Below are 12764 nucleotides of genomic sequence, written 5' to 3'. Positions count from 1 at the left end.
GTATCGCAATGAGAGAGTGTTTAATAATTCCACCCTTGCATTCTAGTGTTCAAAACCAAAGGTTGCACCAGACAAAACCTCATGCAGGAGCGGGTGTCAGTTCAGGGAAAGTCATTGTTCTTATCCACATCGTCATGCGTGCGTTTTCGGTGCTCTCTCTGGTGATCAAACAGGGCTTGATCACTCTTGCAGATCTTCCCGCATGGTCGAGACCGGCCATCACTAACCACGATCACGTTACAGGTTTTATTTCCGCTGTGGAATCTGCTTTTGTGAGACAACAATGATTCGGCACTCTTGAAGACTCTTCCGCATGGCTGTGACCTGCCACCCTCTTCGACCACGTTTACGTCACAGGTTTGTTCCCCGGTGTGGTATCTGTTTTTGTGAAGCGACAGGGCCTTGGCACTATGAAAGACCTCCCCGCATGGCCGTGACTGACGATCCTCTCCTACCACTATTATGTTACAAGTTGATATACTTTTGTCGTTTATATATTGTGTTGCTCCTGTCTGGGAAACATTAGTTTGGTTGCGATTCGAATGGAATGATTCAGTGGTTGTTTGTTGTGTCTCTGAATGGGAAAGGTTAATGAAAAACTCGTCTTGTTCGTGAGGATTCTGAAGGTCAATTTGCCCGTCAATGCCAGTAAAATCATTGCTGGAAGGCAAATTCCAGGGCGCTGGTACTTCACGATTGGGTATCTCGTTATAGGCCGCCCCTGTAATCACTGAGCCCGAGGCGACCCCGTCTGAGGCGACCCCGACAAAAGGGAGGGAGTCAATGTAGTGCTCCTGAAACGGCTGTTCAGAAGTAACTTGAAGTTGAACGTCAGACAGGTCATTAAATACTGTGTTGCCTGTCGAACGTTCTGGTGAATCCATTGTCCATTCAGCGCGCATCCTGCTGTCGGATAATGGTCGCAAGCGGCAAATGCCATTACAGACCAGACAATTTAATCCCAGTGTATGTTGGTTTTGCTGATAACCTCCGTTGCCATCGCCAGAGCCAGAAGGCGGTGGGCTATAGGAAGAGCCTGTATGATAGTGGCTTGTCCCTGAGGATCTATGACCGGATGATCCTGATGAATGGCGTTGTTGTTGGCCTTGTTCAGGATCAGGAACAACCATCATAATGATGCTCGAAAACGGGCTATCCTGACTCGTCTCCTGTTGCTCAGTCGTATTTAATAGCAGTGAATCAGGGTTCCAGTAGCTTTTCAAAAGCCAACCAACAATGACCAGCACTTCGGCTGGAAGCCATGAATAAGGGGTAGCGCTTATAGGGGGGTCTCTGGTGGTCAGGATCAGTTCGTAAGCAAACAGCAGGTTAGTGACGTAAAGCAACTGCCATGAGATCGACTCAATAAGAGTCGTTGCTAAGCTGTAACTGCCCGATATGTGTCGTTTTTTATTAGTCGCAAAGGTTGGCCCTACATGGCTATTTGTGTCGACTGTTTCTGGCGGATTGCCGGGCAATGCGCGCGGGTCACGCTTTATAGAGAAGCTCAGATTTGGAGAACCTTTATCCTGCTCAAGCGCGACAACAAAAGAATTTGTCCATGTCTCGGCCTGACAGATGAAAGACAAAAATGGTAGCACCAACAGAGTTGCTGAAAGGAATGAGTGTTTAATAATCTTGTCCCTGAGTTGCTGCCTACAGAGAGAAAGGATAGATCAAAAAATTAGGTGTGTTTGTCTGATAAAGACCTTTAGTTAATAGCCAAAGCTTGCTCTGGGCAGACCTTTGTGCATCGACGTGGCTGTTCATCCACCCCAATCAAGGTCTTGTCAGAGTCAGAATAAAGAGGGGCAGTGAAAAAGCCTGTTTTTTTGTCAAAAAATTTTTGTTAAAACCAATGGCAGCATCGGTCAAAACCTCTTGAAAGAACAGTTATCGGATCAGGCCATTATTTATTCAATTTGCTTTTTTGAGAACTTGCTTGTTTGAGGGTTAAGTTTATCGTTCTTGTTCATATCAACAGGCTTGCGTTTTCGATGTTTTTTTTTGTGATCTGACAGAGATGTAGCACTCTTGCAGACCATCCGGCATGGTCGCAGCTGACCATCTTCTCCGGTCACGGGTATGTTGCAAGTTTGTTGCCCTGAGTGCTCTCTTCTTTTGTGCTCAGTCAGGTGTTGAGTACTCTTGCAAAACTTTCCGCATGGTCGCTGTTGGCCATCCTCGCCGACTACGATTATTTTACAAATTTGTCGCCCTGAGTGCTGTCTTCTTTTGTGATCCCCCAGAGCTCTGGAGCTCGTGCAGACATTCCCGCATAGCTGCGGCAGGCCATCCTCCCCGACCAGCGTTACGTCACAGATTTGTTGCCCGCTGTGATTTCTTCTTTTGTGATCAGACAAGGCTTTGGCACTCTTGCAGACCATCCCGCATGGCCGTGGCTGGCCATCTTCCCCGGCCATGGTGAAGTCGCAAATTTTTTGTCCGCTGTGGGCGCATCTTTTATGATCCGTGAGGGCTTTGTGGTTCTTGCAGATCGTCCTGCATGGTCCTGGCAGGCCATCCGCCCCGACCACGCTCACCTCACAGATTCTTTGCCCAGTATGCTTTCTTTTTTTGTGTTGGTTCAGGGCATGAGCATTTTTCCAGACCGAGCCGCATGGCCGCTTATAGCCAGCGTCTGAGACCACTGTTATTTCACAGATTTGCTGTTCGGAGTGATATATGATTTTGTGTGATGATATAGATTGAGCGTTCTTGCAGACTGTTTTGCATGTTCGAAGCTGGCCATTCTCACCGACCATTATTACGTCACAGGTTTTTTGCCCGCTGTGGATTCTGCTTTTATGAGACGACAGAGATTGAGTGTTCTTGCAGACTTTTCCGCAAGGTTGCCGCTGGCCATCTTTACCAACCACTGTCAAGTCACAGGTTTTTTGTCCACTGTGGATGCTTCTTTTGTGTCTTGACAAGGCCTGAGCACTCTTGCAGACCAACCCGCATGGTTTCGGCTGGCCATCTTTCCCGAACACAGTTTCGACACAGCTAAATTGCCTGGCAGGTTCAGTAGTACAGGCTGCTAATACATTCACCGGGTCTGTGACGATCTCGTCGACAGAATTACAGGTATTGGCAGAATTTTCATCAATTTTATACGCTGTTTGTCGTGCAAGAAACGGGTCAGCATGGTGCTGGACTTGAATGGTAGGCGGATCTGTTTCGAAAGGCAGTTTATGGTTGGAATCTGCAGCGTTTAGAGGATCAGAATAGTCTACACAACTAAAGCAGTATCTATCAGTCAAATGGGGGCATGAGTCTGGTTTTAATTTTGCTTCTGTGTGCCCTGTCGAACTTTCTACGAAATTGGGTGGATATCCACTGGGTCCGCTGCTGCCGGATGACTGTCGTAGTTTACAGGTGCCATGACAGGGATAGACGAAACAATTTAAACCCAATGTATGTAAGTGTTGTTGAGGTCCTCTGTTTCCGCTGCCATAGTCGGTATTCAGGGGGCTGGTGTAAGAGCCTGTGAAGTGGGTAGTTGTCTTTGGGGGTTTCTGTCCGGATGATTTTGATGGCTGGTATTCCTGTTGATTATATCCAGAGCCAAACATCACATTGGTGATCGCAAAGGACTGATCCTGAAGCAGCTCTTGCTTTTCAATCGGGTTAAACGGCGTTAAAGCAGGTGTCCAGCAGCTGTTTAAAAGCCAACCGACAGCGATAACCACTTCTACAGGTATCCATGAAAAATGGGTAGCGCTTAGAGGAGCGTCTTTGATGGTCAGGATCAGTTCATAACCAACCAGCAAGTTAGTAGCGTATAGCCATTGCCACGTAATCGACCCAATAAGGGTCGTTCTTAAGGCGAAACCGCTAAGTCCGTGTGGTTTCTCATCAGGTGGTGAATCGGATTCTGTGTTGGCCATATCAGATGGGTTGCAGGGCAGAGTGCGCCGGTCAGGTTTTACTGAAAAGCTCTGCTTTGGAGAACCTGTATTCTTATCAAGCTCGACAACAAAATGTCTTGTCGACGGTTCGGCCTTGCAGATGAAAGACAAAGACAGAATTAGCAACAGCGGTGCAGCAAAGATAAAGAGTTTAATCACTCTGTCCTTGCATTCAAATTCAGTCATCGTCCTGATTCCACATCAACAGGCTTAGGGTCTCGATGTTTTCTTTTTTGGTTCATCAGGGCTTGAGCATTCTTGCAGAGTTTCCCCCATGGTTGAGACTGACCATCCTTCCCGACCACGGATATGTCACAGCCTGATTGCCCGGCGGGGGCAGTTGCATAGGATGCCTCTGCACTCATGGTCATTAAGTCTTTGGCGACTCCGTCTGAGGCGACCTCGCATACAGAGTTGCAGTTATTGGCTGGATTGCCATCCAGATTATGTCTGTCTCTATTAAATAGTTGGCCGGATTTAGTCATCGTCATGCTTGCGTTTTCGATGCACTCTTTTGTGATCCAACAGGTTTCGAGCATTCTTGCAGACCGTCCCACATGGCCGCTTCTGACCACTCTTCCCGACCACTGCTACATTGCAGGTTTGTTTCCCGATGTGGTTTTTTCTTTTGTGGTCCGAGAGGGCCTGCTTACTCTTACAGACCGTCCCGCATGGTCGCTGCTCGCCATCTTCCTTGACCAATCTTGCGTCACAGGTTTGTTGCCCGCTATGGATTCTGCTTTTGTGAGTTGACAGGGCTTGAGCACTCCTGAAAACTTTCCCGCATGGCCACTGCTGGCCATCTTCCTTGACCACTCTCGTGTGACAGATTTGTTGCCTGGTGTGTTTGCTTCTTTTGTGATTCAGCAGGGCTTGAGCATTTTTGCATACCCTCCCGCATGACTGCTGGTGGCCATTCTCTTTGACCACAGTCACGTCACAGGTTTGTTGCCCACTGTGGATCCTGTTTTTATGACATGACAGTGATCCAGAATTCTTGAAGACTGCCCCGCAAGACCGTGGCAGGCCATCCTGCCCGACGACGGTTACGTCGCAGTATTTTTGTGAGCAGTGTTGTCTTCTTTTGTGATCTTTCAGGGCTTGAGCATTGTTGCAGGCCTTCCCGCATGGTCGCTGTTGGCCATTCTCCGCGATTATGGTAGTGCTACAGATACGTTGCACGCTATGGTGTCTTATTTTGTGATCCTTCAGGCCTTGAGAATTGTTGCAGACCTTTCCGCAAGGCCACTGCAGACCATCCTGCTCGACCACTGATATGTTGCAAGTCTGTTGCCCGGTGTGGTTTCTTCTTTTGTGACCCTTCAAGGCTTTAATATTTTTGCAGACTGTTCCACATGGCTGCTTCTGGCCATCTTCCCCCATCACGGTCACGGTACAGGTTTGTTGTTCTGTGGGGTCTCTGCTTTTGTGATCCGACAGAGCTTTGGTATCGTTAAGGACCTTTATGCATGGTCGCTTTTGATCATTTTCCCCGACCATACTCTCTTCAATGGTTGGTTGCGAACTGGAGCCTGTGGCTTTTATTGCGCCTGACTGGGAAAGATGAGGTGGGCCTGAAACCCCTTGTGATGATCCTTTTGTTTGTTGTGTTTTTAAAGTCTCCAATTGGGGCGGGACATTGGTATGGGGACAGGAAGCCCCGGTATCTTCGAGAATACTATGACCACGTAGATTGAGTAATCCGTTGACTATATCCCAGTCATCAGGGGTGATAGGAAAATGCCTGAACATCGGCACATCATCATTGAGTGACCCGGATTGATCATTAGTTGTTGCCCCCGTACTCATTGAGTGTGTATTTTCGGAAGATGGTCGGAACCAGCAAACACCATGACAGGGGTGTAAGAAACAATTTAAACCCAAAGTATGTGAGTATTGTTGAGGATCTCTGTTGCCGTCTCCTGAGCCAGGATGCTGTGGTGTGGTAAAAGGGTCTGCAGGGTAGGTGGTGGTTTTTGGGGCTTGCTGGCAGGATGATTCAGATGGCTGGCCTTGTTGTTCATTTCCGGAGTCAGGCATCATAGTGGTGATTGCAAACAGGTAATCCCCTTGTGTCAAAATAGATGCCGTCTGTTGCTCAATCAGGTTAAACAGTGGTGAATCCGGGTTCCAGTAGTTTTTTAAAAGCCAACCGACAGCGATAGATGCCTCGGCCGGTAGCCATGAATAAGGGTGGAAGTTGGGATAGGAATCTCTGGTTGTCAGGAACAGTTCGTAACTAACCAGAAGGCGAGTGGCATAAAGCCATTGCCATGAAGTCGACTCAATGAGGGGCGTTTTTTCTCCGTAACTGAGAGGTCTGTGTCGTCTGTCATCAGGCATCGAAAAGGATCCTGAATAGCCGTTTGTCTCGGCAATGTCTGACAGGTTGCCCGGTAATATTTGCCGGTCTTGCCATACAGAAAAACTTTGGTTTGGAGAACCTGCGTCCTCTACAAGCTCGACAATAAAACGTTCTGTCCACGGCTCGTCCTGACAGATGACAGACAGGGACGGCATTTGCAATAGCAACAGCGATGTGGCAAAGAGTGAGAATTTAATAATTCTATCCTTGCATTTTGTTTACAGAAAGGAAGGATAGATCAAGAAAGTCAGTGTGTTTTTCTGTCAAAAACTTTTAATTAAAAGTCAAAGATTGCACTAGGCAAAAACTGCTGAAAGAGCGGGTGTCTGGTCGGGTCATTACTTATAGAACTTACGAACTAAGGTCATTGTACCGGTATACATCAGTAGCCTCTTAGCGTTCTCGATGCTTTTTTCTGTGATCCGACAGGGTTTTAGAATTCTTGTAGACCGTCCCGCATCGCCTAAGCTTACCATCCTTTCCAACCACCAGAGAGTTACAGGTTTTTTGCCCGTTATGCTCTCTTTGCCTGTGATTCGACAGGGAGTTGGCATTTTTGTAGACCCTTCCGCATGGCCGCTGCTGACCATCCTCTTCAATCACTATCATGTGGCAGGTTTTTTGCGTCATGTGAACTTTTCTTTTGTGATCCGACAGAAATCGTGCATTCTGAAAGGCCTTTCCGCATGGCCGCCGCCGACCATTCTCTAAAATCGCGGTCAGGTCACAGATTTTTTGTCCGTTGTGGTATCTTCTTTTATGCTCTGACAGGGCTACGACATTCTTGCAGACTGATCCGCATAGCTGCGGCCTGCCATTCTCCCCGACCAGGGCTACGTCACAGGTTTGTTGACCGGTATGGGCTCTTCTTTTGTGACGATATAGGGCTTTAGCGCTATTGCAGGCCTTTCCGCATGGCCGTTGCTGGTCATCCTCCTCAATGACTGTCACATCACAGGTTAATTTCCGGGTTTCTTTATCTGACAAGGTTTGTTGGCACTCTGTCGTTTTAGAAATGACATTATCAGGTGCTACCGATGCTTGAACCCTGCTTGCTTGATCATATGTAAAGGAAATCCCGGTTTCTTCGAGAAGATTCTGTAGATCATATGCTTCAATAATGTCCATAAAATCATCAGTGTTTAAATTCAAATTCCCGGGTATTGGCCCTTCATGATTGAGTGGACCGGCAGAGCCTGTTGTATTGACAGATCTTGCGCTCACTGGATCCAGAGCGACTTCGTCTATAGCGACCCCGCCTCTCGGGTTGCCACCGATACCATAGGCCTGCGGCTTAGACAGTGGGCCAGGATGAAATGGGAGTAGAAGATAGCCAGAATAAGCATGCATTGGTCCGAGAAGCGACTCTTGTTGGTAGCCTCCAGCGTATACAGGATGAAAAAGAACCATGCAAGGAAGGCAATAACCATCCGCTATATTGTGGCATGAGCTTTGTCCGGGAGGTGCTTCAGTGTGGTCTGTCGAACTTTTAAAGAAACTCAATGTTCCACTATCCTTTGTATCCAATGATAGTCGGAATTGACAAACGCCATGACAGGGATAGACGAAACAATTTAAACCTAAAGTATGTATGTGTTGTTGAGGGGGTCCATTGTCGCCACCAGGGCGAATATAGAGTGGCCTGGCGAAAGAGCCTGCTGGATGGGAGAGGGCTCCACTGGCTTGCTGGCCTGATGATTCTGATGGCCGGTTTTGCTGCTGGTTATGTCCGTTGCCAAACATCATAGTGATAATCGCAAACTGATGACTCCCCTGTGTCAACATAAGTGCTGTCTGTTGTGCAATTGGGCTATTAAATGAAGGTGAATTGCGGTTCCAATAGCTTTCTAAAAGCCAACCGACAGCGACAACCACTCCCACAGGCACCCATGAATAAGGGGTGTAGCTAAAAGCTGCGTTTTTTGTCGTCAGGATCAGCTCGTGTGTAACCAGCAGATGGGAGGCGTAAAGCCATTGCCACGAAATCGATTCAATAATGGTCAAACCGTAATTTTTGTGTCGTTTGTTATCAAGCGGCGAACTGGATCTTTTATAACCAAATGTGTCGGCAATATCTGACGGTTTGCCCGGCAACGTATTTCGATCCTGCCTCATGGAAGGGCTCTGTTTTGGGGAAGCTGCTATCTGTTGAAGCTCGACAGTAGAATGCTCTGTCCGCTGTTCGGCATGACAGATGACAGAAAACGACAACTCCAGAAACAGCAATGTTGTTGAAAGTGTGTGTTGAATAATTCTATCCCTGGGTTCCGGCTTACAGAGAGGAAGGATAGATCATGAAAGTCAGTGTGATTTTATATCTATTAAAAGCCCTCTGTTAAAAACCAAAGTCTTTACCGGGAAAATACCGTGAAAAGACTGGAAGCAGATCGTTACTTATGCATTTTTACCTCTTTAAGGACTGAGATCATCGATCTGGCACACATCAACAGACTTGCGTTTTCGATGTTTTCTTTTGTGAGTCGTCAGAGCTGCAGCACTTTTACAGGCTATTCCACATGGTCGTGGCTGGTCATCCTTTCCGATCACAATCACGTGGCAGCTCTGTCGCCCGGTATGGACTTTGTTTTTGTGACTCGACAGAAGTTGGTCATTCTTGCAGATTTTCTCTCATGGTCGCCGCTGGCCATCCTTCCCAACCACGGTTACTTTACAGGCTTTGTGCCCGGTGTGGTCTTTTTTTTGTGATACCACAGGACTTGAGCACTCCTGCAGACGACCCCACATGGCTGTGACTGGCCGTCCTCAACGACTAATGTTATGTCGCAGACTTTTTGTCCGATATAGGCTTTACTTTTGTCATCCGACAGGGCTTGTTGGTAAAGTGTCTTTCGGAATATGCCATCATCAGTTAATTCCGGGGCTTGAATTGTGCCTGTCTGGAAAAGATAAGGCTGGCTTTGACTCAATTACGATGATTCTGTTATTTGTTGTATTTCTGAAGTCTCCGTTGATGGGGAGAAGCGGATATGCGTATAGGAAATCCCTGCTTCTTCAGGATGATGCTGTAGATCAGATGGATCATTAATGTAACAGGGATATGGCTGAAATACTTGATCTGAATTCCAAAAGTGTTGAATGTCAGGGTGATCACTCAATGATTCGAAAAGCGAGTTCTCTCTGGAATCTGTAGCGTTTGGAAGATCATGATGGTCTATGAAACAAAGGCGGTGTTCATAACTGGTCAAATAGGGGCATGAACTTTGTTCGGGGTATACTCCAGTCTGGCCTGTCGAATCTCCTATGGAATTCAGCGGCCATTCAGCTGGCTCTCTGTTATCGAATGGTGGTCGGGATCTGCAAATGTCATTACAGGGATAGACGAAACAATTTAACCCCAAAGTATGTGAGTGTTGATGAGGCCCTCCGTTACCGCTACAAGATTCATCAGACAGGAGGCTACTGAAAGCGCATAAAGAGTGTGTAGTTTGCGGGACCTGCTGACTGATTAATGCTGATGGCTGGTATTGTTGTGCGTTCTGTCCAGAGCCAAACATCATGGTAAAGTTTTCAAACGAGTGATCCCCCTTCACTATAGATGCCGTCTGCTGTTTAACTGGGTTAAACAGCAATGAGTCCGGATTCCAATAGCTTTTCAAAAGCCAGCCGGCAGCCACTTCTAGAGACAGCCATGAATAGGAGTTGTAGCTCAAAGGAGCGTTTTTCCTTGTCAGAACCAGTTCGTAAGCAATCAGCAGATGAGTGGTGTAAAGCCATTGCCACGAAACCGACTCAATCAGGGTTGTTTTAATCCCATAGCCGTTTGGTATATGTCGTTTGTTATCGGGCGGCGAATTTGATTCTTCATAGAGGTTCGTATGAACAATGTCTGACCGGGCAGGCAACACTGTGCGACGATTGGGATCTGTAGAAAAACTTTGGTTTGGAGAGTCTGTATCCTGTCCAATCTCAACAATAAAATACTCTCTCCATGATTCAGCCTGAGAGAGGAAAGAAAAAAATAATACCAGCGACAGCCGTGCTGCAAAGAATGAGAGTTTAATAATTCTATCCTTGCGTTCTGGTTTACAGAAAGGAAGGATAGATCAAGAAAATAAGTGTGTTTTTTTATTAAAAACTTTCTATCAAAAACCTTTGAGGCGCCTCTGCATCATCTGATGGATCAGAAGAGCATGATTACGGGCTATCCGGCGAGTATATGTATAGCGTCGGATATTCTTTAAGGCGATCAATGTCTTTTGGTTGTCCCGTATCGCTCCGCTAAAGTCGTTAACCCTCACGAAAGGACGGGTGTCAGAGCAGATCCAGATTGTTTCTTGTTCAATTTGTTACTTATTCACTTTGGCTCTCTGAGGGCTGAGGTCATCTTCCGTGTCCGCGTCACCGGACTTGCGTTTTCGGTGTACTCTTTTGTGATCCGTCAGGGCTCTGGCACTGATGCAGACCCTTCCGCATGGCCTTGGCTGGCCAATCATAGCGGCTACTTTTGCACCACAGTTTTTTTGTTCGCGGTGCACTCTTTGTCTGTGATCCGACAGAGTTCTGGCACTCTTGCAGACCGTTCCGCATGGCCGCAGCTGGCCATCCTTTGCGACTATTTTTACGTCACAGGTTTGTTGTTTGGTATGTTGTCTTCTTTTGTGGTCCGACAGGGCTTTAGAATTGTTGCAGACCTTTCCGCATGGCCGCGGCTGGCCATCCTCTCCGGCAACGGAGATGTCACAGGTTCGTAGCCCGGTATGGTATCTACTTTTATGAGACGCCAGAGCCTGAACATTGCCACAGATCGTCCCGCATGGCTGCCGCTGACCATCCTCTCCAACCACGGATATATCACAGGTTTGTTGCCCGGTGTGACTTCTTCTTTTGTGATTCGAAAGGGCTTGAGAGTTCTTGCAGATCGTCCCGCATGGCCGCTGCTGACCATCCTCCCCGGTTACGGTCACAACGCAGGTTTTTTGCCTGCTGTGCAATTTATGTCTCTGACCCAAGAGTGTTCTGGGACTCTTGCAAACCCGTCCGCATGGCTGCTTTTGGCTACCCCTTCCGATGACTTTTACATCACAGGTTTGCTGCCCGGAGTGGCATCTGCTTTTATGAGACACCAGAGCTTGAACATTGCTGCAAATCGTCGCGCATGACTGCTGCTGACCATCTTTCCCAATCATGCTAATGGCGCAGGTTCGTTGCCCCGGGTGGCCTTTTCTTTTATGAGCCGACAGGGATTTTGCATTCTTGTAGACCCTACCGCATGGCCGTTTTTGACCATCTTTCTCGACCACGGTCACGTCACAGGTTGGTTTCGCGCTGTCGTCTGTGGTCTGTATTGTCTCTGCCCGGGAAAGATGAGGCAGGCCCGTATCCCATTGGGATGAACCCGCTGTTGTTTGTTGCGTCTCTGAAGTCCCCGTTGTTTGTGTGACAAGTGCACAGTTCATACCGGTTTTTTCGATAAGACCAAGACCACGTAGATTGAGTAAAGCATTGACTATAACCAAGTCATCAGAGCTGATTGGCAAATCCCCGAGTGTTGGGACATTACAATAAAGTTGTTGGCCTGTCGGACTGTCTGCTGAATTCAGAGGCCATTCAGCGGACTCGCTGCTGTTGAATGATGATCGGAACTTGCAAACGCCATTACAGGGATAGACGAAACAGTTTAAACCCAAAGTATGCAGTTGTTGCTGAGGGCCACCGTCACTGCCGCCAGAGTCGGTATAAAAGGGGTTTCTGAAAGAGCCAGTAGATTGGGGGGTGGCTTGTGGGTCTTGCTGGCTGAATGATTCTGGTGGCTGGTGTTGTTGTGGGGTATTTCCAGAGTTGAGCATCATAGTGATGATCGCAAATGCCTGATCCCCCTTTGTCAGCATGGATGCTGCCTCATGTTGTTCGAACGGCTTGAACAGGGGTGGACCGGAGATCCAATAGTTTTTTAAAAGCCAGCCAACAGTGATAATCAATTCTACAGATAGCCATGAATAGGGAGTGGTGACCGGAGGAGTCTCTTTAGTGGCCACGGTCAGTTCGTACGCAACCAGCAGGTGAGTGGCGTAAAGCCATTGCCACGAAATTGACTTAATAATGGACGTTTTCACCTTGCAAGCATAAGAGTCATGTCGTTTGTGATCAGGCGGCGAAGGTGATCCTTTATAGCCATTAGTGCCAGTTATGTCTGACGGTTCGTCCGGCAATGCATGTCGGGCACGCTTTATAGAAAAGTGCCGGTTTGGAGAATCCGAATCATGTTGAAACTCGACAATAAAAAGTCTTGTCAACGGTTTGGCCTGACAGATGAGAGACAATGACAATAGCAGAAACAGCGGTATTACAAAGATTGAGTGTTTAATAATTCTATCCTTGCATTCTGGTATAGAGAGAAAAAGGATAGATCAAGACAATAAGTGTGTTTTTCTGCCAGAGACCTCAGGTTAAAAACTCTGTTAAAAGCCAGAGTCTTCATCAGGCAGAGCTTCATGAAAGTATGGGTGCCAGATCAAACTCATTGAAGC

At 47.4% G+C, this 12764-nt stretch carries 9 protein-coding genes; all 9 read right to left on the bottom strand.

What is annotated here, in order from left to right; translation table 11 throughout:
• Positions 1 to 101: 101 nt before the first annotated feature.
• On the bottom strand, positions 102 to 1589 hold the full coding sequence (locus P6910_RS21665; protein WP_317143339.1) for a hypothetical protein: 1488 nt from the start codon (positions 1587 to 1589) through the stop codon (positions 102 to 104).
• 324 nt (positions 1590 to 1913) lie between these two features.
• Positions 1914 to 4097 carry a hypothetical protein gene (locus tag P6910_RS21660; protein ID WP_317143338.1) on the bottom strand — a complete coding sequence of 728 codons (2184 nt, stop codon included), beginning with the start codon at positions 4095 to 4097 and terminating at the stop codon, positions 1914 to 1916.
• A complete protein-coding gene (locus tag P6910_RS21655; RefSeq protein ID WP_317143337.1) occupies positions 4094 to 4396 on the bottom strand; it encodes a hypothetical protein in 303 nt (100 codons plus the stop codon). The genes P6910_RS21660 and P6910_RS21655 overlap by 4 nt, the downstream gene beginning before the upstream one ends.
• Positions 4389 to 6431: a hypothetical protein gene (locus P6910_RS21650; RefSeq protein ID WP_317143336.1), complete on the bottom strand. Its 2043-nt coding sequence runs from the start codon at positions 6429 to 6431 to the stop codon at positions 4389 to 4391. The genes P6910_RS21655 and P6910_RS21650 overlap by 8 nt, the downstream gene beginning before the upstream one ends.
• Positions 6432 to 6669: 238 nt before the next feature.
• Positions 6670 to 8487, bottom strand: a complete 1818-nt coding sequence (locus P6910_RS21645) for a hypothetical protein (protein ID WP_317143335.1) — start codon at positions 8485 to 8487, stop codon at positions 6670 to 6672.
• 201 nt (positions 8488 to 8688) lie between these two features.
• Entirely contained in the window at positions 8689 to 8829 is a 141-nt protein-coding gene (locus P6910_RS21640) for a hypothetical protein (protein WP_317143334.1), read from the bottom strand.
• Positions 8830 to 8939: 110 nt separating this feature from the next.
• The gene (locus P6910_RS21635; protein WP_317143333.1) at positions 8940 to 9203 is read right to left on the bottom strand and encodes a hypothetical protein; all 264 of its coding nucleotides are present in this window, start codon (positions 9201 to 9203) and stop codon (positions 8940 to 8942) included.
• A complete protein-coding gene (locus tag P6910_RS21630; RefSeq protein ID WP_317143332.1) occupies positions 9204 to 10142 on the bottom strand; it encodes a hypothetical protein in 939 nt (312 codons plus the stop codon). It lies immediately after the preceding gene.
• Between the two features lie 441 nt (positions 10143 to 10583).
• Entirely contained in the window at positions 10584 to 12557 is a 1974-nt protein-coding gene (locus tag P6910_RS21625; RefSeq protein ID WP_317143331.1) for a hypothetical protein, read from the bottom strand.
• Positions 12558 to 12764: the final 207 nt, after the last annotated feature.

Origin of the sequence: Endozoicomonas sp. 8E (genome assembly GCF_032883915.1) — a bacterium.
GTDB lineage: Bacteria > Pseudomonadota > Gammaproteobacteria > Pseudomonadales > Endozoicomonadaceae > Endozoicomonas_A.
Note: the sequence above shows the minus strand (reverse complement) of the source record. Positions and strands in the feature narration are given on the sequence as shown.